At 45.4% G+C, this 26,780-nt stretch carries 24 protein-coding genes; 11 read left to right on the forward strand and 13 right to left on the reverse strand.

Annotated features, from left to right (window positions below):
• Window positions 1-14: 14 nt before the first annotated feature.
• The gene (locus PaeBR_RS23480; protein WP_410512834.1) at window positions 15-1,493 is read right to left on the reverse strand and encodes a protein adenylyltransferase SelO; all 1,479 of its coding nucleotides are present in this window, start codon (window positions 1,491-1,493) and stop codon (window positions 15-17) included.
• Window positions 1,494-1,716: 223 nt separating this feature from the next.
• Between PaeBR_RS23480 and infC the strand changes: the two genes are divergently transcribed.
• From infC to PaeBR_RS23510, 6 genes are all read left to right on the forward strand, one after another.
• Window positions 1,717-2,235, forward strand: coding sequence for a translation initiation factor IF-3 (infC, locus tag PaeBR_RS23485; RefSeq protein ID WP_410512835.1), 519 nt, complete (start codon window positions 1,717-1,719; stop codon window positions 2,233-2,235).
• A 113-nt stretch (window positions 2,236-2,348) separates the two neighbouring features.
• A complete protein-coding gene (locus PaeBR_RS23490) occupies window positions 2,349-3,086 on the forward strand; it encodes a glycosyltransferase (RefSeq protein WP_410512836.1) in 738 nt (245 codons plus the stop codon).
• Window positions 3,083-3,799 carry a glycosyltransferase gene (locus PaeBR_RS23495; RefSeq protein WP_410512837.1) on the forward strand — a complete coding sequence of 239 codons (717 nt, stop codon included), beginning with the start codon at window positions 3,083-3,085 and terminating at the stop codon, window positions 3,797-3,799. Before PaeBR_RS23490 ends, PaeBR_RS23495 begins: the two co-directional genes overlap by 4 nt.
• A gap of 326 nt (window positions 3,800-4,125) precedes the next feature.
• Window positions 4,126-5,565 (forward strand): transposase, encoded by a 1,440-nt coding sequence (locus PaeBR_RS23500; RefSeq protein WP_410512838.1) that lies wholly within the window; start codon window positions 4,126-4,128, stop codon window positions 5,563-5,565.
• Window positions 5,566-5,630: 65 nt separating this feature from the next.
• On the forward strand, window positions 5,631-6,437 hold the full coding sequence (locus PaeBR_RS23505) for an N-acyl homoserine lactonase family protein (RefSeq protein ID WP_410512839.1): 807 nt from the start codon (window positions 5,631-5,633) through the stop codon (window positions 6,435-6,437).
• Between the two features lie 24 nt (window positions 6,438-6,461).
• Window positions 6,462-6,938: a MarR family winged helix-turn-helix transcriptional regulator gene (locus PaeBR_RS23510; protein ID WP_410512840.1), complete on the forward strand. Its 477-nt coding sequence runs from the start codon at window positions 6,462-6,464 to the stop codon at window positions 6,936-6,938.
• A gap of 240 nt (window positions 6,939-7,178) precedes the next feature.
• Here PaeBR_RS23510 and PaeBR_RS23515 read toward each other — a convergent pair whose 3' ends face one another.
• The 5 genes from PaeBR_RS23515 to PaeBR_RS23535 all read right to left on the reverse strand — a co-directional run bounded on the left by PaeBR_RS23515 (window position 7,179) and on the right by PaeBR_RS23535 (window position 13,500).
• On the reverse strand, window positions 7,179-8,870 hold the full coding sequence (locus tag PaeBR_RS23515) for a glycoside hydrolase family 13 protein (protein WP_410512841.1): 1,692 nt from the start codon (window positions 8,868-8,870) through the stop codon (window positions 7,179-7,181).
• A 42-nt stretch (window positions 8,871-8,912) separates the two neighbouring features.
• Window positions 8,913-9,749, reverse strand: a complete 837-nt coding sequence (locus PaeBR_RS23520; protein ID WP_410512842.1) for a carbohydrate ABC transporter permease — start codon at window positions 9,747-9,749, stop codon at window positions 8,913-8,915.
• The gene (locus tag PaeBR_RS23525; RefSeq protein WP_410512843.1) at window positions 9,749-10,633 is read right to left on the reverse strand and encodes a carbohydrate ABC transporter permease; all 885 of its coding nucleotides are present in this window, start codon (window positions 10,631-10,633) and stop codon (window positions 9,749-9,751) included. The genes PaeBR_RS23520 and PaeBR_RS23525 overlap by 1 nt, the downstream gene beginning before the upstream one ends.
• A gap of 72 nt (window positions 10,634-10,705) precedes the next feature.
• Complete coding sequence (locus PaeBR_RS23530; protein ID WP_410512844.1) at window positions 10,706-12,001, reverse strand: carbohydrate ABC transporter substrate-binding protein; 1,296 nt, start codon at window positions 11,999-12,001, stop codon at window positions 10,706-10,708.
• Window positions 12,002-12,507: 506 nt separating this feature from the next.
• On the reverse strand, window positions 12,508-13,500 hold the full coding sequence (locus tag PaeBR_RS23535) for a LacI family DNA-binding transcriptional regulator (protein WP_410512845.1): 993 nt from the start codon (window positions 13,498-13,500) through the stop codon (window positions 12,508-12,510).
• Window positions 13,501-13,863: 363 nt separating this feature from the next.
• Between PaeBR_RS23535 and PaeBR_RS23540 the strand changes: the two genes are divergently transcribed.
• The 5 genes from PaeBR_RS23540 (at window position 13,864) to PaeBR_RS23560 (ending at window position 18,610) form a co-directional block, all read left to right on the forward strand.
• The gene (locus tag PaeBR_RS23540; RefSeq protein WP_410512846.1) at window positions 13,864-14,034 is read left to right on the forward strand and encodes a hypothetical protein; all 171 of its coding nucleotides are present in this window, start codon (window positions 13,864-13,866) and stop codon (window positions 14,032-14,034) included.
• Window positions 14,035-14,712: 678 nt separating this feature from the next.
• The gene (locus tag PaeBR_RS23545; RefSeq protein WP_410512847.1) at window positions 14,713-15,828 is read left to right on the forward strand and encodes a GerAB/ArcD/ProY family transporter; all 1,116 of its coding nucleotides are present in this window, start codon (window positions 14,713-14,715) and stop codon (window positions 15,826-15,828) included.
• 1 nt (window position 15,829) lies between these two features.
• Window positions 15,830-17,212, forward strand: a complete 1,383-nt coding sequence (locus PaeBR_RS23550; protein ID WP_410512848.1) for a spore germination protein — start codon at window positions 15,830-15,832, stop codon at window positions 17,210-17,212.
• Window positions 17,213-17,240: 28 nt separating this feature from the next.
• Window positions 17,241-18,407, forward strand: coding sequence for a Ger(x)C family spore germination protein (locus PaeBR_RS23555; RefSeq protein WP_410512849.1), 1,167 nt, complete (start codon window positions 17,241-17,243; stop codon window positions 18,405-18,407).
• The gene (locus tag PaeBR_RS23560; RefSeq protein WP_410512850.1) at window positions 18,407-18,610 is read left to right on the forward strand and encodes a hypothetical protein; all 204 of its coding nucleotides are present in this window, start codon (window positions 18,407-18,409) and stop codon (window positions 18,608-18,610) included. Before PaeBR_RS23555 ends, PaeBR_RS23560 begins: the two co-directional genes overlap by 1 nt.
• Window positions 18,611-18,735: 125 nt before the next feature.
• On the opposite strand, the gene PaeBR_RS23565 is transcribed toward PaeBR_RS23560, so the two are convergent.
• The 7 genes from PaeBR_RS23565 to PaeBR_RS23595 form a co-directional block, all read right to left on the reverse strand.
• The gene (locus PaeBR_RS23565; RefSeq protein WP_410512851.1) at window positions 18,736-19,797 is read right to left on the reverse strand and encodes an aldose 1-epimerase family protein; all 1,062 of its coding nucleotides are present in this window, start codon (window positions 19,795-19,797) and stop codon (window positions 18,736-18,738) included.
• A 12-nt stretch (window positions 19,798-19,809) separates the two neighbouring features.
• Window positions 19,810-20,490, reverse strand: coding sequence for a D-lyxose/D-mannose family sugar isomerase (locus tag PaeBR_RS23570; RefSeq protein ID WP_410512852.1), 681 nt, complete (start codon window positions 20,488-20,490; stop codon window positions 19,810-19,812).
• A 109-nt stretch (window positions 20,491-20,599) separates the two neighbouring features.
• Window positions 20,600-21,553 (reverse strand): ABC transporter substrate-binding protein, encoded by a 954-nt coding sequence (locus PaeBR_RS23575; RefSeq protein ID WP_410512853.1) that lies wholly within the window; start codon window positions 21,551-21,553, stop codon window positions 20,600-20,602.
• A gap of 46 nt (window positions 21,554-21,599) precedes the next feature.
• A complete protein-coding gene (locus PaeBR_RS23580; RefSeq protein ID WP_410512854.1) occupies window positions 21,600-22,622 on the reverse strand; it encodes an ABC transporter permease in 1,023 nt (340 codons plus the stop codon).
• 37 nt (window positions 22,623-22,659) lie between these two features.
• Entirely contained in the window at window positions 22,660-24,177 is a 1,518-nt protein-coding gene (locus PaeBR_RS23585) for a sugar ABC transporter ATP-binding protein (protein WP_410515292.1), read from the reverse strand.
• A gap of 104 nt (window positions 24,178-24,281) precedes the next feature.
• A complete protein-coding gene (locus tag PaeBR_RS23590) occupies window positions 24,282-25,748 on the reverse strand; it encodes an ATP-binding cassette domain-containing protein (protein ID WP_410512855.1) in 1,467 nt (488 codons plus the stop codon).
• A 10-nt stretch (window positions 25,749-25,758) separates the two neighbouring features.
• Window positions 25,759-26,775: a sensor histidine kinase gene (locus PaeBR_RS23595; RefSeq protein ID WP_410512856.1), complete on the reverse strand. Its 1,017-nt coding sequence runs from the start codon at window positions 26,773-26,775 to the stop codon at window positions 25,759-25,761.
• Between the last annotated feature and the right edge of the window lie 5 nt (window positions 26,776-26,780).

Here is a 26,780-nt window from a genome sequence, read left to right on the forward strand (position 1 = left end):
ATAGGGTGCTTGATTCACGTACCGCAAAAGGTCCGGTAAGGACATTGTGATGGTTCAGGCAGCGCGGAGTAATCAGCCTGTTCGGGGGAGTGTGCGTAGGGACTCGCAAGAACTTCAAGAAGCTGCTCCATGACGCTATAATCTCCCGGTTGTACTGCGGCTTCCAGTGCGGCTTCTACCCGGTGGTTGCGGGGGATTACCGCAGGATTGCTGCTGCGCATCAACTGATGCGAGGAGGCTTTTGATTCCTCTTGCCTGCCTAGTCTCGCCTGCCACAGCTCATGCCACTGAGCAAATTCCGTGGTGCCAATAAGAACTGTATCCTCCGGCTGATCAAAAGTTAATGCGCGGAAGGTGTTGGTGTAGTCCGCATGATATTTCTGCATCATACCGAGGAGGTCTTCAATAAGGGATTCATCCTGCAGCTCTTCGTTAAAGATTCCCAGTTTTGCCCGCATTCCTGCAAGCCAATTACGGTGATACAACTCTGCAAAATCTGAAATCGCATCCTCGGCCAGTTCAACAGCCTGCGCCTCGCCCACATGCAGCAGCGGCAATAGCGTCTCAGCAAATCTCGCGAGATTCCACGCGGCAATATTAGGTTGATTGCCATAGGCATAGCGGCCATGAAGGTCAATGGAACTGAATACCGTTGCCGGGTCATAGGCATCCATGAATGCGCAAGGACCATAATCAATGGTTTCACCGCTAAGGGCCATGTTGTCGGTGTTCATCACCCCATGAATAAAGCCAACGAGCTGCCATTTGGCAATCAATGCAGCCTGACGCTTAATCACTTCCTGAAGCAGGACAAGATAGCGGTTCTCATCACCGTCAACTTCTGGAAAATGTCTTTGCAAAGTGTAATCAGCCAAGGCCCGAAGATCCTGGGGAGTTCCCCATTTAGAAACGTACTGAAAAGTGCCGACGCGCAGATGACTGGCCGCCACGCGGGTCAGAATTGCACCCGGTTGCCCGGTTTCGCGGATTACGGACTCGCCGGTTGTCACCACCGCCAGGCTGCGGGTGGTAGCAATACCAAGCGCATGCATGGCTTCGCTGATAATGTATTCGCGCAGCATCGGTCCAAGTGCCGCTCGACCATCGCCCCGGCGGGAGTATGGCGTCCTGCCTGAACCCTTAAGCTGAATATCAACCCGCTCACCCCGGGGAGTGATCTGTTCGCCAAGCAGCAGAGCCCGGCCGTCCCCTAACATGGTAAAATGCCCGAATTGATGCCCTGCATAAGCCTCAGCAAGAGGCAAAGCACCTTCGGGAATCTGGTTGCCGGCAAGTACTGCTGCCCCATCATTACTTTGCAAAGCTTGGATATCGAGCCCCAGGGATGTTGCCAATGGCTCATTAAGAATGATCACCTTCGGTGAGCTTACAGGTGCGGGGTTCAGCCTGGTAAAAAATAATTCCGGCAGACGAGCATAACTGTTGTCGAAGTTCCAGCCTGCTGCTGATATTGGTGCTTGTCCCTTTGTCATCGTAACTTTATCACTCCTTCTTAATAAAAATCATAGGCCAGTGTTTGATACTTTTAGTTATCTATATCTCTATACCCACATAAGGAGCCCCTTTAGTGTCTGCTTCTGCCAATTTATTATGCTTTTCTACAACTAACGCTCGCTATATTCTCAAACAATTGAACCACTAACAGGTTCCGTATATGATTGCTTTATTATTATGTTCAGAGGAGGCTTCATTTACATGGCAGTATTGATCAATGAGCAGATTAGAGCAACCGAGGTGGTGCTCACCGGACTCAGAGGCGAGAAGCTCGGCATCATCTCCAGAGAGGAGGCGCTGGCTATGGCCCGATCAGCCGGGGCGGATCTGGTCTGCACCTCTTTGATGAGCAATCCGCCCCCATGCAGCCTGATGGCGAAGGGCAAAGGAAAAGCGACCGCACAGAAGGAAGCGGCAACGGCTCGCAAGCCGGTCTCTGGCCGGGCCGCGGGAGCGATTGGTAAGGAGAAGGTCAAGGAACTCCGCTTCACTGCCCATATCGAGGAGCATGATTACGACACGAAGCTGCGCCAGGCGGAAAAGCATCTCCGCGCCGGCAAGCCGGTACAGTTAGTCGTAAAGGCGTCCGGCGCGAAGGAAGGGGCCGCTGCCAAGGCGGTGCTGGAGCGGCTGCTTGCCGATCTGAAGGAAGCCGGCATTAAGGAAACCGGCATCCAGACGGGAGGCAAGGGCTCACAGGTTAAATTAAATCCGCGTTGACATAGGAAATAAATTTATGCGTACAAGAGGTGGATATGCCGTGACCCTATCCTATCTAGGACATATTGTAGTATGAGAATTTTCTCGAAAAACTCATATGAGGGGTTGGTTAAATGAATGCTGAACCGTCTAAATCAGCAACCCTACAAGGTGTTTCCATTATCACCTGTACGAATCGTCAAAGCTATTTAAGCAACCTGTTTCAGAATTACAGCAGACAACGTTACGCCAAGAAAGAACTCATCATCATTGTCAACAATAATAAAATCCCGCTGTTACCCTATCAAAATTTAGCTAAGAAATATAAAAACATAAAAATATTTCGTAAACCTGAACATCATTCCCTTGGCGCATGTTTAAACTACGCTGTAAAGAAGACCCAATACAGTTATATCGCCAAATTCGATGACGATGATTATTACGCTCCCTACTATCTGACAGACAGCTTACAAACCTTTAAAAGAACAAACGCGGATATCATCGGAAAACGGGCGCATTATATGTACTTACGTGGGTCAAAGACTCTTATCCTGCGTTTTCCGCAAGATGAAAATCGATTCGTTACCCAACTTCCTGGTGCTACGCTGATCATTAAACGAAACGTATTCAACCATGTTGGATTTCCTAATCAAAGTGTAGGCGAAGACGATCTTTTTTGCATGAGAAGTAAGAAGAAGGGGTACAAGGTTTATTCTGCAGGTAAACATAATTTTGTCGCCATACGCAGGAAAAACTCCTTAAAACATACATGGATCATCAGCGATAATAAACTAATAACCAATCACAAAGTAGTTCCTAATATTAAAAATTACAGGAAATTTGCGCAGAGAAGTCCAAAGGGTGCTTTATGAAATCAAATACTGATTCTGCTCCATATGCGGTTTCCATTCTAACGTGTACCAAACGACCTGACTGCCTGAATACACTATTCGAAAATTATCGAAGACAGAACTACAAGAATAAAGAGCTTATTGTCATATTAAATAATAATAATTTGAAGATGAATGATTATATCCATGCAGCAAAAAAAGATAAAGACGTACGGATTTTTAGACTGCCCGAGAACCTTTCACTTGGTCATTGCTTAAATTTCGGAGTGCGATTATCTAAATACAGTTACATTGCTAAATTTGACGATGATGATTACTATTCCACAAATTATTTAACCGACAGTATGCAATGCCTTCGTACAACTAACGCTGATATTGTTGGAAAACGGGCTCACTATATGTATCTAAACGATAAAAAATTACTTTTACTCCGTTATAACCGGATGGAGAATAAATATGTTTCCCTTGTTCAAGGAGCGACCCTTCTTGTCAAAAGTCATGTGTTCCGTCAGATCTCTTTTCCAGATCAGAACAGGGGTGAATGCATCAAGTTTTGCTCCGATTGTTTAGCACACGGCTTTAACATTTATTCTGGAAATAAATACAATTTCGCTGCGGTCCGTAGAAAGAACTCTAAAGATCACACATGGATCGTTAGCGACAAGAACCTCCTAACAAAAAATGTTAAAGTGTTAAGGGTGAACAACTTCAAAAAGTATGTAAGCCGAAATTGAGATGCTTTCTATTACTCCATTGACTTTCTTTCCTGGGGCTAAAACATGCTGTTATTTGTGATACGGTTCATCGCGCTGTCTGTAACGGCAAGTTTTTGTCAGCAATTAGATTTTTCTGGCAATTAAATGACATGTCATATAATATTAGCATTAGTTCGTTATATACTGGACAGTCAAAAGTTCTTGTCGAAAAATCGTAACATAGAAAAATAACCCAATCTGGCGACGGTATGGTATCCTTTTAGTTCTCACACAGAAAGGAGATCCAATCGCTGAATGGGTTACGACAAAAAGTGTACCTCATTTCCGAGCGATTGACCATACCTATGCTCAAATACTTGAATGAACTTTTACTTCCCTTCCGTTCGTGCTTTTCCAGACAAGCCTCTTTCGAGTGGTTTGTTGTTCTGGTGATCGGCTTTATGCTGCGCTCCGACCATTTGGGTGTGACTTCAGTGATTCGGGATCTCTCCTTGAATGGCCGCTGCTATGAGACGCTCATTCACTTCTTCCGTTCTTCGGCTTGGTCACCGCCATCCTTACGGCGAATTTGGCTTCAGGTCGTTCGCCAGTCTGCGCCTCTGCTGGTGATTCAGGATCGCGTTGTACTGGTCGGCGATGGTATGAAGCAAGCCAAGGAAGGTCGCCGGATGCCGGGGGTCAAGAAGCTCCATCAGGAATCCGAAAACGTCTCCAAGGGTGACTATATCTTCGGTCATCTGTTTGGGGCGATCGGCATTCTGGTCGGCGATTCCCGGAAATGGTTCTGCTTGCCCTTGTTCATGAATCTGCAAGATGGCGTCCAAACCATCCTGAACTGGAAAAAAGCAGATCGCGAGCCAGAGTCGCCTTCCCATGTGGTTCAGATGATTGAACAAGGGTTCGAGGCCGCGAAAGGCTTCGGTCAAGCGCTGCTGCTCTTGGATCGTTACTTCTTGTCAGTTCCGGCCTTGAAGCGGCTAAAGGCGTGCCATCTCGCCTCCGAAGCCCGTATGCATCTGGTGACGAAGGCCAAAGCCAACGTCGTGGCCTTCGAACGCCCTACGGCCAAGAAGCCAGGACGTGGCCGACCGCCGAAAAAAGGCAAGTCGGTCAAACTGAGGGAATTGTTTGCGACTCGCGCTGCCGATTTTCAAACCGCCACCGTCCCCCTGTACGGCAAAGAAGAGACGGTTCAATTTCTATGCCAGGATCTGCTTTGGGGACAGGGGTGGTATCAGGAATTGCGCTTTGTGCTGGTGGTTCATCAAGGCCGCCGTTCTATTTTGGTCAGTACGGATCTGACTTTAGCTGCCACGGACATCATCCGCTTGTACGGCTATCGCTTCAAGATCGAGTGCACGTTTCGGGAAATGAAGCAGGTCATCGGCGCCTTCGGCTACCGCTTCTGGAGCAAGTCCATGCCTAAGCTGAACCGGTTTCTGAAAAAAGAGGAAGCCCACCCGCTCGAAGCGGTAAAGGACGAACAAGACCAATACCGGATTGAACGTACGCTTCAAGCCATTGAAGGATTCGTGATGTGCCAGTGCGTCGCTATGGGAATTTTACAACTGTTCGCCTTGCGTTTTTCAGGCCGCCTTCCGGCTCTATTCTTTCGTTATCTGCGAACGCCATCTCACGCCGTGGTATCCGAAGCCACCGTTGCCACTTATTTACGAAAGTCTATTTTTCACCTGTTTGCTCAAAACCCGCATTTATCCATAACGAAAATAATTAAACCCAAGCAGGAGAACGCTCATTTTGAGCACGACTCTCTGGCTTCTTAAAGCTGTAGAACTTTTCACTGTTCAGGTTATATAGATGACACATCATTTAATGAGGAGTGATGCTTATGACATCCATTCATGTTTGGCACACTGGAGAGGTCTACATTGACCGTGCACTTTCTTTTCGGGAGAAGACATTTCATCCCGCTCCATTCACCGGTTTATTCCGCTCGAAATCCAAGAAGCGATGGGTTCCCGTTTCGACGTATCTCATCGAGCACCCAAAAGGGAACATTCTAGTCGACACCGGTTGGAGCGAAGAAATGCGCATTAATGCAAAGCGACATCTGGGATGGATATCACATGCGATGTTTAAGGGCAATCTGCCACCAGGACAGTCCGTGCGAGAGCGGTTGTCTTCAATAGGGTTGCAGGATAAAGATTTGGATTATGTCCTTCTTACACACCTTCATTCCGATCATGTAAGCGGACTAAAAGATATCCGCGGTGCAAAAAAAGTACTAACCAGTTCCCAGGAGTGGAAGGCAGCGAATAAGGATTTCGGCTATATCCCTTCCATGTGGCAAGGCGTTTCTATCCAAACCTTTGAACTAGAAACCATTCCATTTGGACCTTATAATAAGGGAATGGATTTGTTCCGTGACGAAACGCTGTACTTAGTACATACCCCCGGACATACTAAAGGACAATTTTCTATTATGGTGAAGACCGACAGAGGGTGGGTGTTACTAGTCAGTGATGTTGGGTATGCCGAACGTTCATGGAGTGAATTTGTGCTGCCCGGCATAACAACGAATCTCGAAGAAGCTACCGATTCCTTGCGTTGGGTGCAGAAATTCTCTTTAAGGGACGATTGTCGGTTTGTTTTTGCCAACCATGATCCGAATATATCGCCGCAAATCGTTACTTGACCTGAACCCGTTGGAGGTTTTTCTATGACGTTATCTCACTTTGAAGTCGAACGTTTCCGCTATTATATTCTCGCCGCCCAAAGATTAGGGAGCCGCCAACTGAGCGAGTACATGAAAACCGTTGATTTAACCCCTTCTCAATCTGAGGTCATCCAAGTCTTGAAACAGTGGCAGCCCATCTCCTTAAAGGATTTGGGCTCACTGCTTATATGCGAAACGGGAAGTCCATCTCGATTGATCGAGCGAATGTTCAAGGAAGGACTTGTCGATAAGGTCGTGAACCCCTCTGACGCTAGATATGTCCTTTTACAATTAACTGAATTAGGATTGGAAAAAAGTCAACAGATTCGTTATTTCGAAGAAAAGATACACGATGACCTGGGAAAGTTATTTTCCGATGAGGAATTATCCTTAGTAAGTACCACGCTTGAAAAAATGCTATCCCACTTTCCCATTGCTGTAACTTTACACAAGCGCGGTTTAATGAAGGGCCAGAAGTGAAGTCGATGGATGCCCATCTGAAATAACTTGCCGTTATTTGTGATACGGTTCACCGTAACATCTCTAGGGCGAAATTTAAGGGCACCCAATTGGGTGCCCTTCGGTTATTAGTTTGGGTGAAGAGTTAAACTCAGCGAACCGCATTAAAGCATTGGCTAGTTACTTATGTGATTATTTTATCCCTGAACTCTACGACCCTTAATAAACTTTACATCCCACCACACCAGCCCAACACCACTTTTACAGCTTGTAAACCGCCGCCTCATACGGACGCAAAGTAAAGCCATCGCCGCCTGCCCACGGATCATCCCCATAATTGCCAAGCAGCAGTTGCCGCGCCTTGCTGGTCAGCTCCAGGGGAAGCGCAACCGGTGCAGGTTCGCCGAAGAAATTGAGAACCACCAAAACCTTTTCCTGGGTGGAATTTTCTACGGCGCGTGTCCGCAAATAGGCAAATACATGCTCATCATCCTTGAGCAGAGCTTGATAATCGCCATAGACGAGAACATCATGATCTTTGCGCAACTGAATCAGTTTTTTGTAATAATGATAAATCGAGTTAGGGTCTTGCACCATTTGCTCGACATTGATTTCCTTGTAATTCGGGTTTACCTGAATCCACGGCGTTCCCGTAGTAAACCCCGCATTAGGGCCGTCGCCCCACTGCATCGGAGTGCGGGAATTGTCCCGGCCTTTGTTGTGAATATATTTCCAGGCTAAAGACGCGTCCCCGCTCTCTGTGCACTCCCGGTACAGGTTCAGGATTTCCACATCCCGATAATCCTCAATGGAGTTGAACTTCACATTGGTCATCCCGATTTCCTGCCCCTGGTAAATATAAGGTGTCCCTTGCAGCGTCAGGAAGAACGTCGCAAGCATCTTGGCCGACTCCGCATGATACTTCCCTTCGTCCCCGAAGCGGGAAATGGAGCGCGGCTGATCATGATTTTCCAGATAGGAAGTGTTCCATCCTTTATTGTGCAAGCCCGTCTGCCACTTGGCCATGACGTCCTTGAAATCGCGCAGCTTCCACGGCACCACGTCCCACTTCCCGCCAGACCCGCTGTCCAGATTCATATGATCGAACTGAAAGATCATGTTGAACTTCCCGTTCTCCTCATCCGTATAGAGCGAGGCGGCTTCCTCCAGCGGCACGCCGTCCGCCTCCCCCACCGTCATAATATCGTACTTCGCAAGAACCCTTTCCTTCATTTCCCCGAGAAAGTCATGGATGCCCGGCTGATTGCGATGGCAATCCCAGGCCGGAGCATAGCGCTTGCCCAACAGATTCGGGGCATCCGGCAAGCCTGCTTTCTTCTTGATGAACGTAATCGCGTCGATGCGAAAACCATCGATTCCTTTATCCAGCCACCATGTAATCATCTTGTACAGCGCTTCGCGAACCTCAGGATTCTCCCAGTTGAGGTCTGGCTGCTTGCGGCTGAACAAGTGCAAATAGTATTCGTCGGTGTGTTCATCGGATTCCCAGGCGGACCCTTTAAAAATGGACTCCCAGTTGTTCGGCTCTCTGCCGTCCTTGCCGGGACGCCAGATGTACCAGTCCCGCTTTGGATTATCTTTCGAGGAACGCGATTCAACAAACCACGGATGCTCATCCGAAGTGTGATTGATGACGAGGTCCATAATGAGCCGGAGTCCTCTTTGGTGCAGCCCCGCAAGCAGTTCTTCCCAATCTGCCATCGTGCCGAATATATCCATGATCGACATATAATCGCTGATATCATAGCCGTTATCGTCATCCGGAGACTCATAAACCGGGCAAATCCAAACCACGTTCACTCCTAAATCCTTGATGTAGTCCAGTTTGGAGATAATGCCCGGCAAATCCCCGATGCCGTCTCCGTTGCTGTCCATAAAACTTCGGGGGTAAATCTGATACACAACACTTTCTTTCCACCATTTTCTCCCCATTTTCTTAGAAATCTCCTTTGTATGGTTTCTCTTCAAAACTCACTATTTAATCGCTCCCTGCATAACACCTTTAATAATATATCTTTGGCCAAACAGATAGGCAAACAAAAGCGGCAGGATGGTCATCAGGATGGCGGGAATCAGCAGCTCCCAGTTGTTCATATAGGTGCCGTTGAACACCTTCATCTTGATCGGCATCGTATAATACTCTTCTCTGGTCAGCACCAGCGACGGCAGCAGGTAGTCGTTCCAGATCCACAGCACATTCAGAATGGCAATGGTCACGGATGTCGGCGTGAGCATCGGCAGGATAATTCGGAAGAAGGTTTGCTTGCTGCCGCAACCGTCAATCAATGAGGCTTCTTCCAATTCCAGTGGAATCGATTTGACGAAACCGTGATAAAGGAACACGGAAAAGGCGCTGCCGAACCCGATATACAAAACAATCAACAACGGAATAGGCGCTTGCTCAATCAGATTGAGTTTGGCTCCATAGATGTAAATCAAGGGGATCATAATCGATTGAAAAGGAATAATCATCGACGCAACCATAACCGCGAACAACATTTTATTGAATTTGCTGGAATTTCTCACAATAAAGTAAGCAGACATGGCGGAAAAAATCAGGATGAAAATGACGCTGATCGTCGTAATCAGGAACGTATTTCGGAACGTGACCAGAAAATTCATCTTTTCAATAACATCGGTAAATTGTTGGAAATTGAGTTGCTCCGGCAAGGCAAAAGGACTGGCGAGAATTTCCCCGTTGCTCTTGAACGAATTGATAATGATGAGAAAGAAGGGAAACGTAAAGATCACGAACGCCACGATCAGAAAGAGATAGATGGCCGTTAAGGATAAATTTCTGCGCATCGCCATTATGCCTCCACCTCCATCTTCTTGCTGAAATAAACCTGAAGTCCGGTGACAACCGCGACAATGGCGAACAGAATGATCGCTTCCGCCTGACCTACGCCAAAGTTGGATTCAACAAAAGCTTTCTTGACCACGTGCATGGAAACCATCATCGTGCTGTCGTAAGGTTCTCCTGCGGTCAGGGACAAGTTAATATCGTACACCATAAAGGCGCTCTTCAAAGTCAGGAATACGGTAACGACGAAGGAGGGAACCATCATGGGCATAATCATGTGAACCAACCGCTTCCACGCGCTGGCGCCATCGATGGTGGACGCTTCAATAATATCTTTCGGCACACTGATTAAGCCGGCGACAAAGATAATCATCATGTAACCCGCTTGCTGCCAGATCGTGACGATGACGAGCGCCCAGAAGGCCAAACGTTCATCCCCCAGCCAGCCAAGCCGGAACAATTCAATGCCTAGCTTCTCCCCGATGGCCGGCAAGGATTGGACGAAGATGAACTGCCAAATATACCCGAGGAGCAGCCCCCCGATGAGATTCGGCGTAAAGAGCGCGGTACGAAAAAAGTTTTGCTTGCGAATTCCGGAAGTCACCAGATAAGCTAGAGCGAAGCCAACGACATTCACCATAACAATGGTCGCACCCACATACTTTATCGTCAACCACATCGACGCCCAAAATTTCGGATCGGTATAGGCAATACTGTAGTTGTCAAACCCGGCAAATTCCAACGGGCTAATGATCGAATCCATTTTCGTTAACGTAAGGAAAAAACCGTAAGCGAACGGGATTAATAGGGCCATCGAGAAGGCCAAGATGGTCGGTCCCGTGAAAAACAATTGATCTCCTAGCCGTTTGCCTGCTTTCTTTTCAGCGATCATAAAAGTTCCTCCATTTAGGATCAAATGGGTAAAGAGACACCTTCACCCATTTGATTGTTCACGAATCCGAAATTACTTTTTGAAATAGGCCGCGATTTTCTTCGCCAGATCCTCGCGGGATTGCTTCTTGTCCACGTACTTTTGCACTTCCGGTCCGAGCACGTTCATCCAGTCTTCCGAAATAGTGTAGTTCAGGCTGAACGGCATCGTCTTCCCTGCTGCAATCGCCTCGCTGATCGCCGCGCCCAAAGGATTCGTCACTTTGTTCGGATTGTTCTTGAAGGCTGATACAATCTGCGACTTATTGACGACGAAATCCTGACCCGCCTCGTCATACACTAACCAGTCCAGAAACTTCTTGGCCGCTTCTTGCTCGGCGGCGGTAGCCTGTTTATTGATGGTAAGAATTTGCGTCGAGCCGGCGGAAATTTTATTGTTCAGCGGATTGTCGGGATTGTTGTCCACGGGTACCGACAGGAAGCCAAAGTTATCTCCGGCAACAGCCTTGAGCGAATCGAACGCCCAGTTCCCGTTGAATAAAATCGCGGAATCGCCTTTGCCTACAGATACATGCGCATCGTCATAGTATTTGCCGAGCGGCCGCTCGCCGAACTTGTTGTATTGTTTGGAGGTCAGCAAATCGAGCGTGTCATAATAGCCGTTCCAGGCCTCGTTGCTCGCCAAGTCCAACGAACCGGCTTTCAATTGGGCGACAACGCTCGCCGGATCATCGGCCTGATTCAGAAATTGCGTGCTGTAATGGTTGCTCACCGACCAGTTCTCAGTTTGAAAAGCGACCGGATACTTGATGCCGGAAGCCTGAAGTTTATCCAGCAGCTCTTTCAATTTATCGCGCGTATTGATGGAGAACGGGTCAAACGTGCCGCCAGTTACTTTCTCAATCACTGTGTTGTTGTACACGAGACCAAGACCTTCGATGGCAAAGGGAAATCCGACCACTTGACCTTGCTCGTTCTTAAAGGCGGCATCGGTTTCTTCGTTCCACTTCTCATTGGAAAGATCAATGCCCACGTCTTTGTACTTGTTCAGAACCGCGCTTGGCTCAAACATGGCAATCGTCACGGTTTTGCCAGACTTCGTAAGTTTATCAAAGATGTTGATCGGGTCGCCGACCGATATGGAGTAAGTCTCCACGTTAATGTTTGGATTCGCCACCATGAAATCTTTGGCTGCTTGTTCCCACTGGGAAGCAATTTCGCCTTTGCCGTTAGTAATGATAATGGAAACCTTGTCACCCGACGGGCTGTCTGACGAACCGTCCGGCACCGATGAGGAATCGGTTCCCGATTTCCCGCAAGCGGCCAATACGAACGTCAGAACCAGAAACAAAGCAAAAATCTTTTTCAAACAAACCCCTCCTAATTTTTATTTCTTGCTTGTATGTAAGACCCTTCAGAGCCTTGACACCGTTTTCAAAAACGCTTGCAAAGCAGCATCTTCCGGAACCATACATCCGCCCAACGTGATATGATATCGATTTCATACATATGAAAAAAATTATCTCATAAAAAAAACTGTTTGTGTACATTTTCCCTTATCAACCTGCAAAAATACGATATGATATCGGTTTCACAAACTTTATGCAGTGAGGGTGTTGCCCAATTCCTTTGGATAGACTTATTATAGCACCGAATAATACCGCTTACAATACATTCCCCTCCTAATTTTTTATGTTTTGCTTGTATGTAAGACCCCCCAGAGCCTCGACACCGTTTTCAACAACGCTTGCAAAGCAGCAGCTTCCGGAACCATACATCCGCCCAACGTGATATGATATCAATTTCATACATATGAAAGAAATGCTTACAATACATTTAAGTAAAGTAAGCCCCAACCAAAAAATTTGCCGGTAACTAAGTGGATTGGCGAATGACCAACTCAATAGGAAGCTCATAAATCGAGATTTCATATCCGGGGTCCTCCAGCATTTTAATAATGATCTCCATCGCTTTCTTCCCCATCTCATCCACAGGCTGACGAATGGTTGTCAGTTTGGGGACGAGCAGTTCAGCCACCGGTTGATCGTCAAAACCAATCACAGCCAGACTATCCGGCAGGGTTAATCCGCGCTCGTTCGCTTCTGCAATCACTCCGCTGGCCACTTCGTCACTGCCTGTAAAAATGGCCGTCGGCCGATCATCCATCTCCAGAATTTGTTTGACAACCCGTCGACCGTCCTCGATGCTGTTCTGGTTGACAAAAATCCATTTGGGGATCACTTCCAGCCCCGCTTCCATAAGCGCCTGTTGAAAGCCTTGGTTGCGGTCCTTGTCTTTGCGTTCCTGAGCGAACAATCCTCCGGTGCAATAGGCAATTTTCCGGTGACCCCGTTCAATCAAATGCCTGGCTCCGATAAAGGCTCCCTTGTGCTGATCCAGACGAATCATCGGAACCTGCGCCTGATCCATGTATTCGTTGCACATGAGCAACGGGCCGTATTGCGTAAAGGGTTCAATCACATTCCAATCGTTTTCGATGGAGGTCATGATGATTCCGTCCACCTGCTTCATCTTCAACAAGTTCAGAAAGGCCAGTTCCTTCTCCTTGTTCAGATTGCTTTGAAAGATAATGACCTGGTAGCCGTTCTGATAAGCGGTCTCTTCAATCGAATTCACTAAATAGGCAAAGAACGGGTTGACGATTCGAGGGACGATTACGCCTATAGTAGTCGTCAATTGGCCGCGCAGCCTTCTGGCTGAAGGGTTGGGGGTATAGCCGAGTTCTTCTATCACCTTCAGAACAATTTCTCGCTTCTCTTTCGAAACATAGGAATGGTTGTTCAATACCCGGGATACGGTTGCTTTGGACAGCCCTGATAATTTTGCTACATCCGAAATGTTCGTCATACTCCATCACCCCAAACGCAAAGTCGATATGAAATCAGTTTCATAACTATTTTAGCATATGCAAGCCCCAAACGCGAACAGGAAAAAACTCCCTCGGACCTCAGCTTGGACGCCCGTCGGCCTGGACTTCACATTTCCTATTTCGAAATAGTTCCCAAAACCTCACACCACTTCATTTAGCTTCTTTAGCATCTCGACTGGATTGTTCCCTTGTTACCTGCGCGTGACTTTTCGGACGTTGTCCTTGTATTTCTTCACTTTAGCATCTGGCAATATCAGATAATCCCTCCAGAAATGGAATCCAAGAAAACAAAATCCCTCATCGAAGTGCACTACCTTTGTTTTCTCCGGATGTATTCGTAGGTGAAGTTCTCCCTTCGCGACTCGGTACGCTTCTTCTGCCTGATGCGCGGAGTGTCCGGCACGAAAGCCAAAGCTGTAATAATAAAAGTCTTGTTCAAAGATTGGCTCGATGATTTGACGTACGGCTTGCTGAAATACGCGATCTCGGATCGGAATTCCGAGCGGTCTTAATTTCCCGTTCTCCTTCTCAATGAAATGTCGTCGTACCGGATCGGGTTTATACTTTCCCTGTTGCAATAACCTTTGCAGTTCCCTTAGGTTCATGCTCACGCCATCGATTCCGCCGATCTTTTCCCCGAGTATGCCTTGCCCTTCACCTTCGACGGCGATCCGTTCTCCCCAAACCCAAACGACTCATATCGTTCGGGTTGTCCTCCGCACCACCGATCCGATCGCCGAACTACAGGCTGTTGCGAATCATAGTACGGTTTAACTGTCTATAACAGCAAGTTTAGAGGCCATCCTTTGCGGATGGTCCTTATATACACCACAGGCAATATATTTTTACGCGTACTATTTATTAAAGGGGCTATCTATGTTCGCCCTTAATGTCACAATAGCAACTTGAAAATTTTCTTTTGTCTTATACCCGATTACATCCATTCGCCATTCACTTTCATCATCTTTCTAAATGTGTCTCACACCACGGTCGCCGAACAGATTCACCCTTCGAAGCACAACATCCGAACAATTCGCAAACGCCTGTCCAACAATGCCTGATTGGTTTTCATCTAATCACTGAAGGTGACTTCCGGCTCGAAGATCTTCTGCAGCACCTGCATCGATTTTTTGTGATGGCAGAAATATGCATAAAAGTACAAATATTTGGAATTATAAAGCAAAAAGGGGATGACAAATGTGAAGAGCTTATCCTCATGGCAGTTGTATGGCCTAATGCTTCTGTTTCAACTTGGTACGAGCGTTGTCTTCGGCATTGCAAGCTCTGCCAAGCAGGATGCATGGATTACCGCCGGTATCAGTGTATTTCTCGGCACGGGTCTCCTCTGGATGTATTCAAAGCTTTATGAAACACGTGCAAACGTGAATTGGTCCGGATTATTAACCTTTGCTTTCGGGCGATATATCGGAGCGATCTCAAGCGTGGGCTATGTTTTTATTTTTATTTATTCGGCGGCTCGGAATTTGCGGGACATCGGCGAACTGACGAATAACTTCTTGCTGCCAACGACTCCGATGTGGATTATTATGGTTATATTTCAAATTTTGGTAACCTACGTTTGTTATGCAGGGGTGCAGCGAATGGGGAAATTAGCAGAATTGAATGTTCCTATCATTATATTCCTATTTTTGCTACAAATCATTTTATTGGTGGCTTCCCAAACGATGAGATTGTCATTGCTGACCCCGGTTGCTGCGGAGTGGAGACCGATCATTACAGCTGTATTTCCGGCAAGCTTGACCGTTCCGTATGCGGAAGTCTTCGCTTTCGCCGCGTTCTGGTCGGCGACGATGCCGCCCAAGGGCTTCCGTAAGGTTGCAATTCTATCGGCTGCAACAGCAGGCATGATGTTCATGGTTTTGGATATTCTGGCAGTCAGCACACTCGGACCAGAAGTGTTTTCCCGTTCTTTTTTTCCGCTGATGACGACTTTTCATATGGTCAACATTGCCGATTTCATTCAAAACCTCGATCCTTTCATTGTGACCAACTATATGACCAGTGTTTTATTCAAAATTTCGATTTTCACTTACGCGGCATGCTCGATGATTTCAGACCAGTGGAAGATGAACCGCCACCAGGCTGCCGTTATTCCCGTATCAGTTATCGTATGTCTGTTTGCCCTTTACATGGCGGACAACCTTAGCAGTCATCTTTTCACGGGCCATCAATGGGCCGTATGGGTTATCTTTTTACCTTTTTTCGTTTTTGTCCCTATGCTTACGCTGCTTGCAATAAAGCTTAAATCCATGCTTCAATTCAATCCCAGCAAGGGGGACGGATAGGATGGGCCCGAAATCCATACGGTTGTCAACCTTGAATGATCTGGAACAATTCACAGAAGATTTGAAGCGAACGTTCGGTTCCATGCCCGATCTGGTCTTTCGTTCCATCGGAAGTTCCCTGATCGTGTATATTTCCGGTCTTGTCGATCAGCAGCGGATCGAGCGGGAGATTATAGATCCGCTGTCAACTCAGCAGGAGGCCGAAGGGGTCACGGTCAAAACGCCTTCTGTAGAGCAAACGACCGATTATCAAAAAACGGTGCAAGCAGTTTTGTCCGGCATGGCGGCAGTCGCCGTATGCGGCAGGGAGCAAGTGATATTGGCGAACGTGGCCGCCGCTCCGCATCGAAGTGTGACTAAACCTGAAACCGAGACGGTTGTCCACGGTCCTCGCGAAGGATTTGTGGAGCACATCGATATCAATATAGCGCTGATTCGCCGCATCCTTAAAAGCGAAAAGTTGAGAATGAAGAAATGGAACATCGGATCGGTTGCACAAACCGAAGTTCGGTTAGCCTACTTGGACGGCGTGGCCCCGAACGAATTGGTATCCGAAATTTCAAACCGAATTTCCTCCGTCCGTCTGGAAGGTATTCTAGACAGCAATTACCTTACGGAGAACATCAAAGACCGGCCGCTAAGCATTTTTCCGACCCTTCAAACGACAGAGCGTCCCGACGTCGTTGCCGATGCGCTGTTGAAAGGCAAAGTCGCCGTGATCGTTAACAATTCGCCCTTTGCTCTGATTCTCCCCTTCACATTCTGGAACGCTTTTCAGTCTATCGAAGATTATTATCTGTTGTACAGCAGCGCCACGTTTTTAAGAGTGATTCGGGCATTCTTCATTATTTCGGCCCTATTTCTGCCGTCACTCTATGTTGCGATCACAACTTTTCATGTCGAGATGATTCCTACGGAGCTGTTGCTTTCCATTGCTGTATCCCGTGAACCATCCCCCTTTCCTGCTCTGGTGGAAGCTTTGATTATGGAAAGCGTATTTGAAGCGCTTCGGGAAGCCATCGTGCGATTGCCGACCATGTTGGGTCAGGCCGTCAGTGTCCTCGGTGCTTTGGTTATCGGACAAGCGGTCGTACAGGCGGGAATCGTGTCCATTCCCATGATTATTGTCGTTTCGATTACTGGTATCGCCTCCCTGATGATTCCCCGTTACGAGATGACGTTTGCCGTGCGTATCCTGCGTATTCTGCTGCTCTTGTTGGCGGGGACTTTCGGACTCTTCGGCATTGCTCTTGGACTGTATTTCACGCAAATTTATTTGACCGGAATTAGCTCTGCGGGCATGCCTTATCTGTCTCCGATCGCTCCGCTGTTACGGAGCGGCTTAAAGGATTTTCTAATCCGCAAACCGTTCGGACGAAAATAACCGTTTCCTATAGGAGAGATGATTCCCCATGAAGTGCAGGCTTTTCTTTTTGCTTCCAGTCCTTCTGCTGACGGTCTGGACTTCGACAGGCTGCTGGGATCGCAAAGAGATCGTGGATGTAGCCATCGTGATGTTAACCGCATTGGATGAAGGCCAAAAGCCCGGAACTTATCGGGCCCATGCCCTTGTGGCCAATCCGATCCAGCTTGGCGGACCCGCGCAGCCTTCCTCCGGCAGCAGCGAGAAGGAACCTGTCGCCCACATTGTCACGGAAGGACGCAATATTGACGAAATCCGTTTTAAAGCGGAGCGAATACTGCCCCGAGATATCGAAACCTCACACCGCCGCGTCTATATTATTGGAGATTCGCTTGCACGGCGGGGTATTGAAGAAGTTCTCGACCAAATCAGCCGGAATCCGATGAACCGGATCAGCACTCTGTTGACCGTCGCCGAAGGCATGGAAGCGGATAAACTTATCGACCGGCAAGTTACATTGGAAACTTTCGCGATGGAGCAGTTTCGCGAGTTAGCTCAGCGCAAAGCTAATGTCCCGAGTACGTTAAAAGATTATTTCATCGCCGCTACATCACCTGGACAACAGCCAATAACGGTAAGTTACGGCGAAACGGGAAAAAAAGTTGGAGTAACCGGCATCGCTATTTTTCGAGACAACAAGCTGAAGGGATATGTTAAAGGGAGGGAGGCGATCGCCTTAACCGCTTTGCTGGGAGGCAAAGTGAGCGACAGCATCGCGATCCCCGCACCAAACGCAGAAGGGGAACTGTCTTTGCATCTGAAACAACTTAAGGTGCGGCGCAAAGTGGTCTTCTCGAAAGGCGAGCCGGTCATTTCGTTTGACGTGAAAGCGTCTGGACTCATTATGGATAATCGCGCCCAGCTCGATTTATCTGATCCTTCAATGATACAGAAGTTAGATAAAGTATTCGCTGAAGAGATCGAAGACACGTACCGGTCTTTATTTCAACGGTTGCAAAAAGAGCTGCGTGCGGACAGCGCCGGGCTGGGGGCGATGATTTACAGAAAGAATCCGAAGTACTGGAAACGCATTGAGAAGGATTGGATGGAAATGTATCCAGAGCAAACCATCAACTGGAAAGTAAGCGCACAAATAACTGGAGTCGGATCCGTCGGAGCGCCGATCTTTCTCCCGGAAAACGAGGTCAAAAAGTGATGGGTTTACCATTGGTTTTGTTCACATTGGGGGCAGCCGTCGTTACGGTGCATCAATTTCGGCATTGGCGCAAATACAGGCAGCATTCGGAAAAATGGGTGTTTCTGGGGTGGATGATTGTGGCATGGGCGATTGGTGTCCTGCTCATTGCCGGGATCAAGTTTCCTATACCCGTACGGCCGCTGTTTCCTACGTGGAAATGACGTACTAGTATGCTGAAAATGCACAATCCAAATAACAGCTTGCCGCAATGTTGCTAACTTCTTCCCCTAGGCATGTTCCCCATCACACTTATAATCATTGACAGGGAACCCTTCCTATTGGGTAATTAGAGCGTCGATATTTCATGTTTTATTCTGTCTATTTCCGCAGCACCATCCAATATTTCCGCTTCAATCTCAAACACCCTTACTTCTCCCGGCTCCAGGTATTCAATGACCCTTTTATTTCTGGCGTCCTCTCTACCCCCCACAAAACAGTTGCAAGGCTCAATTCCCAGCACATATTCGCCTTCACCCATCTGCTTCCACTCGGTCAGATTAAAAAGTTGATTTTTGTTAAAACGAATAGCGACACCGAGTCCCAGCTCCTCATTAATTAAAGCGGCACAAGTATTTCCATTTTCTGCGGCTTTCAAATCGTGATAGAAGACTTGTTCCAAGTAATTCGGGGTAGGCTTTTGAAATACATTGTAAGATTGAAGTTCTTTCTCGGCTTCTTCATCTCTTGGTTCTACCTTTACTGTTGGAACTTCAAGATAGGAATGCTCATCCAGCATAGGGTAACCCAGGTTAAAATGGTATAAAAGCATAAATGGCTCTCTCCTGAATCCATTGTTTTCCAAAGTATCCCTGATAGTTATTTTGTTCTCTCCGCCCAAGCATGTGATTTCTCTTTGAAGTATAACATTTTCCCCAAATACTCTGGCCTCTCTCATCCTTCCTCTGACCTTGAAGACAGGCTTACCGTCAATCCATTCTGTACCAGAAGATACTTCTTCACCCGGGGTATTGGAAATACGGCCATGAAGACCGAACTGTTCTCCGTTGTCTATGCAAGATGAGCCAACATTCATTAATCCGCAAGTTGTAAGGAAGCCTGCGTAAAAATTCCTTAAGAAGTTAGTCCCTGCTTCATTATAGTATTCGGAGGATACGATTCCCGTTTTACTGATATAACTGATATTAGTGCCTTTATAGGATAACCATGCAATATCCATTCCTCGATCAGGCAGTACGGTAAATTCAAGACCTGATCCGTTTTTCACATCAATTGCACGGACTCCCTGAGATTTCCCTCCGCTGAGGGTATAGTCCTTAGTGCCGAAAACTTGGCTAAAGTCCCCAGTATATTTGAGAATCTCTCTTTTACTAAAATCAATCTTCTCCATAAATAACGCTCCTTACTTTACGGATGGATATTCATTCCCCAGCAGATATAATGGAGCTTCATCTTCTTCAATTTCCGAGAACCGGCCAGCTTCCCCATAAAACCGATTATCTGTACGGTCATCATTAACCATCGATACTTCTCCAATCAATACTTTGCCGGTACCCTTTTCTCCCCAAAATTTATGGTATTGGCCTACCGGCAAGGTAATGCTCTCTCCAGGGGTTATCCGCAAAATAGCACCAGCCTCAACCGTATAGGCTCTACCGTCAGTAGATATTTGGACTGGTGTATCCAAAAATTCTCCATCTTCTCTTGAATTGTATACTTGAACCAGAAGGTTTCCACCTCCGCGGTTAATAATGTCCTCCATTTTATTCCAATGAAAATGGAACGGGGTTACCTGTTCTTCTTCAACAATCAGGATTTTCTCGGCATAAGGCTTAATATACTTATCCGTATTCAGATTTCCGTTGCGGATGGTGAACAACAGCAGGCCTACTTTACTAAAGTCACCGCTTCCAAAATCGGTAATATCCCATCCAAGCATATTATCTCTAATTTCATCATACTCGCTGCCCTTTGTTTTCCAGTCCCCCGGACTCCAATATGCAAAAGGAGGAAGCTTGAAATTCATCTGATCGACAAAAGCAACCGCCTCTCTCATCCTTTTATTCATCTCCGAACGTTTCATAAAACCACTCCTCAACAGATATTTTTGTCACATCTTTGGGCCCATGCCTTATTAAATATACATGGCCACTGTTTTAAGCAGTGGCCATGTATTGGTTTTTTATGAACCCTTACTTCACACTATCTTTGTTAATAACGGAAACACCGGTATCCACATTCTTTTCCTTGATTTCTTCTCCAGCTATCGCCTGTGCAGCTGCTTTCATACCTTCATATCCCATAACATCAGGGTTTTGGCCCATTACAGCAACCAAAGAACCGTCTTTAATCAGAGAAAGAATAGCATCCGATTTATCAAAACCGATACCAATTATCTTTTTACCGGATCCTTTAATAGCATTTCCAACACCGACTGTACTACCTTCGTTTGTACCATAGATACCTACAACACCTTCGGTGATATAGTTATCAGCAATATCCTGCGATTTCGAGGCGTCACCTTCACCGTACTGTGTTTGCAGCAGTTCGTACTTGGTGCCTTCAAATGCATCACGGAAACCCTTTTCACGTTTAATCGCAGTATCCGTGGAGGAATTAAAATTCACAATCCCAATTTTGCCTTCATTTATACCCGCAGCTTGTAATGATTCAATTAACTGTTCACCAGCAGTCTTACCTGCAGCTAAATTATCAGTAGAAAATATTGCCGAAGCTTCGGTGTTGGCCGGAGAGTCTACATAGATAATTTTGATGCCCTCATTTTTGGCTTCATCCAGTGATGCAGTAATGGCATCGGGTCCATTGGCAGCAATGATGATAGCTTTTGCACCATCGGCAATGGCATTATTGACACGTTCAATCTGCTGAGCGTCATCCTTCTTATCCGGAGCCATCCACTTATACTCAATATTTCCGAGCTCATCAGCTGCCTTTTTAGCCCCCTTATCCACCGATACCCAGTGCTGGTCGATACTATCCATAGTAATCAGAATTACCTTTTGCTTCTTTTGCGAAGTATCGCTTGTATTACCACTTGCCGAATTATTCGTACCTTGGCCACAGCCAGCCAACAGTACAACGATCATAACGAAGAATAACAACATTACTGACAATTTTCTTTTCAAAATAACATCCCCTTTATGTTTTTAATTATAAATTAAAGTTTTCACTTTAACTTCCAATTTCCCTTTGGACCAGTTTAGTGTTGTTTGCTTTTTTTCTAGGTTTTCCCGTACGGATAATAACATCAAGTAGAACCGAAATCACCACTATGGTGCCGATTACAATATTACGCATGGCAACCGGAGCTCCAGCGAACTGTAAACCATTCTGAAGCACTCCCCAAATTGCCGCACCGATAACCGCACCAATGAGAAGGCCTTGACCACCAAGCGTTGAAATCCCCCCGATAACCGAAGCAGCAACCGCATACATTTCATACATATTGCCAGCATCCATCGTTCCCATACCAGCAGTCGCACTAATGATAAGACCAACCACACCCGCACAAAACGCACTTATAATGTAGGCTATCATTGTGGTTTGTACCGTATTGACACCTGATAATTTAGCCGCTTCAATATTACTGCCCACCGCATAAATGTGACGGCCGGTACGGGTCTTGCTCAGCAGAAAATTAAACACCAGGAATAGAACAAGAGCAATCCAAATGGTATTGTACAAGCCCATAGATTTCCCATAGTAAAACAAATCCCTGAAACCTTTTGCCGCATCTCCAATTGCGTCCGTATTATAATTGTTGTTTACAATTTGAGCGATTCCCCTGGCTACTGTCATTGTACCTAGTGTGGCAATAAAAGGCGGCAGCTTGCATTTGGCTACAAGTGTTCCGTTCAAAACACCTACACTAATGCAGATAATCATTGTAATTAGCACGGCAACCCAAGGATTTACGCCCTTTGTCATGAGAGTCGCAGATATCATACCGCCCATACCTACTACTGAACCAATCGATAAGTCAATGTTGCCTGTAATTAATACATAGGACTGGCCGATGCCAATAATTAAGATGGGTGCAATCTGCCGAAGTAAGTTTTCTATATTTCTCCCGGAATAAAAGGACGGGCTTAATACACCAAATACAATACAAAGGATAACCAGACCCACGGTAACCGTAAGCACTTGGCCCATACCCCGAGTATTCAGTAACTTCTTAAACACATTTGTTTTCATTTTCCAAGTCTCCCGAATAAATCAATTTATTATTACACTAGGCATAGACTACCTGATCAAGCTTAGACTCAAATTTGGTTGCATGCTCTAGTATAAGGTCTTGTGTTGCTTCTTCGGTTGGAAACTCACCGGTAATCCTGCCATCACACATCACGAGTATTCTGTCGCTAATCCCCAATACTTCAGGCATTTCAGAGGAAACAAAAAGCACACCTATCCCTTGCTGCTTTAATTCATTCATAAGGTTATAGATTTCTACCTTAGCGGCAATGTCAATGCCTCGAGTCGGTTCATCAAAGATCACTACGCGAGAATTCCGAGCCAGCCATTTGGCCACAACCACTTTTTGCTGGTTACCACCTGATAATGTCCCTGCATCGACATTGGTATTTGCCAGTTTAATTTTCAAGTTGCTGACTGCCTTCTGTGCCATCGATTTTTCTTTCTTTTTATCCACGATGCCGATCTTATTGCAAAGCAAGTCCAAGTTAGGCAGAGCGATATTATCCTGAACGCCGAGCTTTATACATAACCCGTCTTTTTTGCGATCTTCAGGAGCAAGCACGATACCGGCCCGAATAGCATCTATAGGCTTATTAATGGTTATTGGCTTGCCATCCAGCAAGATCTCTCCCGAATCCTTGGGATCCGCGCCAAAAATAGCTCTTGTGGTTTCCGTTCTTCCTGCACCCATTAGACCTGCAATACCTACAATTTCACCTTCATACAAATCAAGGCTTACATTTCGGACCATTCTACCAGCGGTTAAGTTTTTAACCTCCAATATTTTTTTGCCCCGGTTACATCTCACATGCGGAAATTTCTCTTTAATCTCGCGGCCAACCATATTCGAAATGATTTCCGGCATGCCGGTTTCAGCGAAATTCATTGAAGTGATATATCTGCTGTCCCGCATGATTGTTACGCGGTCTACAATATGCTGCAGTTCCTCTAGACGATGTGAAATGTAGACAATTCCACAACCTTCTGCCTTGAGTTTATGAATGATCTTGAATAAATCTACAACTTCGCTTGAAGTGAGCGCAGACGTGGGTTCATCCATAATTAAAATTTTCGCTTTTATTGAGAGCGCTTTCGAAATTTCCACCATTTGTTGTTTGGACACAGCCAGATCCGCAACAATCGTAGTTGGATCAATGTCAATATTTAAGCGCTTTAAGATGAGTTCTGTTTCTTTGTTCATTTCCTTATTGGAGAGAACCCCGGCCTGCGTTTTCTCGCGCCCCAGAAAAATATTCTCGGCAACCGATAGATGCGCACACAGGTTCAATTCCTGGTGGATAATAGCTATACCGAGTTCCTGTGCCTTCTTCGGAGTTAACTCTTCGACAACCTCACCATAGATTTTGATTTCACCCTCATCTCTGGTGTGAACTCCGCTCAGTATCTTCATAAGCGTTGATTTTCCGGCGCCATTCTCACCCAGCAATGCCAAAACTTCTCCTTCCTTAAGATTAAACATGACATCATCCAATGCTTTTACCCCTGGAAAGTGTTTATGAATATGATTCAATTCGACAATATATTGCCCCACATCTCTCACCTGCCTTTTTCCTATTGACTAAATATAACTTAACATGAAGTTACTCAACGGATAAGGTGTGCGGATTTTGAATTATGGGGCTTTTTTTCTGTTCTTTAAAGAATAATACCTTCGGAGCTGAAAAGATTGAATTCAGAGCTCGAATACTCCGTGCTAAACCGTGCTTTTTCCAAAATGATCAGCTTATCGGCTATTGCAAGGGAATCTTCGATATTTACATCTAAAATAACAACAGTGATTCCCTTTTTTCTTAATTGATTAATAAGCTCAATCAAATACAATCTCAAATACATGTCTGCACCAGCAAAAGGCTGTACACAAAAAACGAGTTTAGGGTTGCATAAATGAATTCTGTAATAAACCAAATCGTACAATGACTGCAGCTTCAAATTCATAATATTGGTTTCATAGATTTCTTTTCCGACAATGGGTTCATACTCATGTATAATGCTTTTAATAACGCTGTTTTTGATGTGAATCGGATTCTGCTTTTTATCAACCATAAAGTACAGGTTCTTGATATAACTCATTTCTTTAAACAACATCGTTTGAATAGGGTTCTCCCGAATAAATGCCAAACCATGAGATATCGCATGGCGCGCCTGCTTTTCAGTAAATAGGGCATCTTCAAATAAAATGCATCCACTCTCCAGCTGTATTTCTCCATTCATAAGACCTAAAAAATCCGCTAATACGGTATTATCTATATCCAGCAGCAGCGTACATTTACCTTTTGTTATGCTGAAAGTCATATTTTCGAGATTTTCGGTACAAACGTTCTGAAACGTAAGAATTTCTCTTTCACTGTCGCTATCCACTTTAAATTTTGCGATATTAGCGTACTCGCCCATAAAGTAAGGAACCATTTTTTCTTTTTCAAATTCGTTCCGATCAAACATTTTCAATATTTTCCCATCCCGCATTAAACGCAACCTGTCACATATTTTGAAAGCTTCTTCATGATGGTTGCAAATATACAGAAAGGTAAACCCTTTTTGGCAGTAATATCTTAATAGTCTATGAAAATTTGAAAGCTCCACTGCACTCATAGCATTACTAATGTCTCTTATTACTATGAGCTCTGCCCCCATAATGACGGCCCGCAAAAGCTCCACCACACATTTTTCATAAGAACTCAGATTTGCTACCCATTCCGAACCGTCAATATCTATCCCTACTTCTTCAGTAAACGGCCGCAGCTGTTCGTTCAATATGCGGGCATTAATGAAAAACTTTTTCAACCCTCTGCGAAGGATAAATACATTGTCCGCTACTGTTAAATCTTCAATCAGGCTGCTTTTCTGCTCAATTACAAACGCCTTATTCATGGTAAAGGGACTGTGTTGATAATTGTTTACGAGCACCTCATTGAAATATACACGTCCATAATGAATGGGAACGTTTTGCCGGATTAGTTCAATTAATGATTCCTTTCCAGTGATATTTAGGCATACCAGTCCCATAATTTCACTTTGAAAAATATTTAGATTAAAATGATCTAGGGCAGTTGAATCATCTTTTTTTATAGTGACTCTTTCCAGTCTTAAGATTTCAGTTTTCATTTTGTTCCCCTTATATTCTCTTTATAAGCGGTAGTGTGATTTCTACGTCCGTTCCGACATGCATTGTACTATATACACAAACTCCGTATTCTTCACCGAATAATAGTTTTATTCGATTGTTAACATTTACAATGGCTATACCGCCTTGGGTTTTAGTATCGGGGTTAATATAATCCAGAGAAGTACGGCTTAGCTTGTCATTAACCTCCTTTAATCGTTCCTCAGTCATACCTATTCCATTATCCGATATCGTAATAATTAGCCTCTTTGTGGTTGTTTCGATTTTAATACGCAGGTCCCCTTTTCCGATATTCCGCTCAATACCGTGATAAATGGAATTCTCAACAATAGGCTGCAGGGTGAGTTTGGGGATTTTATACATCATGATTTCCATCTCATTCATGGTCTCGTATTCAACTCTTAGATGAAGTCTTTCATTGAAACGGTACTTTTGGATAATATAATAGTTATTCACATTCATTAATTCGTCTTCAAGGGTTACCAAATTCTCTGCATTGGAAATGGTATAACGAAAAAATGTAGCCAATGCCTCAGTCATTTTAGCTACATTCTCTAATCCCGCATTTAAGGTTTCACCCCGAATGCCCTCGAGGGTATTATAGAGGAAATGGGGGTTGATTTGATTCTGCAAGGCAAGATAGTGCGCCTGCTTTTTGGTTGCATTAATTAACTCACCTGTATCCATTATTTCCTGGACTTTATTGGCAACTTCTTCGATTTCCGGACTTAATGGCACGCGTTGGTCAAAGAGATCACGAATAGTGTATCCGGTTACAAATAAATGCAAGACTTTTGAGCTTTGTTTATATGGAACATAAATCCACTTATAACAGGCATAAGCAAATACACCCAGCGTAATATACCCGCCCAAGACAAAAAATAAATGTTTTCCTTCTTGAATCGCAATAATGGTAAACATTAGAAGAAAAAATACCATTATACTGAACATAATCATCGATATCCAAGCGATACGATAGGAAAGATAACGCAAATGTTTAATTTTCATTTAAC

Source organism: Paenibacillus sp. BR2-3, from assembly GCF_046529485.1.
Taxonomy (GTDB): domain Bacteria; phylum Bacillota; class Bacilli; order Paenibacillales; family Paenibacillaceae; genus Paenibacillus_AQ.

Bases quoted from the DNA above. Each gene is read 5' to 3' on its own strand.
- PaeBR_RS23480 (WP_410512834.1), bottom strand. From the start codon at position 1,493: ATGACAAAGGGACAAGCACCAATATCAGCAGCAGGCTGGAACTTCGAC.
- infC (WP_410512835.1), top strand. From the start codon at position 1,717: ATGGCAGTATTGATCAATGAGCAGATTAGAGCAACCGAGGTGGTGCTC.
- PaeBR_RS23490 (WP_410512836.1), top strand. From the start codon at position 2,349: ATGAATGCTGAACCGTCTAAATCAGCAACCCTACAAGGTGTTTCCATT.
- PaeBR_RS23495 (WP_410512837.1), top strand. From the start codon at position 3,083: ATGAAATCAAATACTGATTCTGCTCCATATGCGGTTTCCATTCTAACG.
- PaeBR_RS23500 (WP_410512838.1), top strand. From the start codon at position 4,126: ATGCTCAAATACTTGAATGAACTTTTACTTCCCTTCCGTTCGTGCTTT.
- PaeBR_RS23505 (WP_410512839.1), top strand. From the start codon at position 5,631: ATGACATCCATTCATGTTTGGCACACTGGAGAGGTCTACATTGACCGT.
- PaeBR_RS23510 (WP_410512840.1), top strand. From the start codon at position 6,462: ATGACGTTATCTCACTTTGAAGTCGAACGTTTCCGCTATTATATTCTC.
- PaeBR_RS23515 (WP_410512841.1), bottom strand. From the start codon at position 8,870: ATGGGGAGAAAATGGTGGAAAGAAAGTGTTGTGTATCAGATTTACCCC.
- PaeBR_RS23520 (WP_410512842.1), bottom strand. From the start codon at position 9,749: ATGGCGATGCGCAGAAATTTATCCTTAACGGCCATCTATCTCTTTCTG.
- PaeBR_RS23525 (WP_410512843.1), bottom strand. From the start codon at position 10,633: ATGATCGCTGAAAAGAAAGCAGGCAAACGGCTAGGAGATCAATTGTTT.
- PaeBR_RS23535 (WP_410512845.1), bottom strand. From the start codon at position 13,500: ATGACGAACATTTCGGATGTAGCAAAATTATCAGGGCTGTCCAAAGCA.
- PaeBR_RS23545 (WP_410512847.1), top strand. From the start codon at position 14,713: ATGACAAATGTGAAGAGCTTATCCTCATGGCAGTTGTATGGCCTAATG.
- PaeBR_RS23550 (WP_410512848.1), top strand. From the start codon at position 15,830: ATGGGCCCGAAATCCATACGGTTGTCAACCTTGAATGATCTGGAACAA.
- PaeBR_RS23555 (WP_410512849.1), top strand. From the start codon at position 17,241: ATGAAGTGCAGGCTTTTCTTTTTGCTTCCAGTCCTTCTGCTGACGGTC.
- PaeBR_RS23560 (WP_410512850.1), top strand. From the start codon at position 18,407: ATGGGTTTACCATTGGTTTTGTTCACATTGGGGGCAGCCGTCGTTACG.
- PaeBR_RS23565 (WP_410512851.1), bottom strand. From the start codon at position 19,797: ATGGAGAAGATTGATTTTAGTAAAAGAGAGATTCTCAAATATACTGGG.
- PaeBR_RS23570 (WP_410512852.1), bottom strand. From the start codon at position 20,490: ATGAAACGTTCGGAGATGAATAAAAGGATGAGAGAGGCGGTTGCTTTT.
- PaeBR_RS23580 (WP_410512854.1), bottom strand. From the start codon at position 22,622: ATGAAAACAAATGTGTTTAAGAAGTTACTGAATACTCGGGGTATGGGC.
- PaeBR_RS23590 (WP_410512855.1), bottom strand. From the start codon at position 25,748: ATGAAAACTGAAATCTTAAGACTGGAAAGAGTCACTATAAAAAAAGAT.
- PaeBR_RS23595 (WP_410512856.1), bottom strand. From the start codon at position 26,775: ATGAAAATTAAACATTTGCGTTATCTTTCCTATCGTATCGCTTGGATA.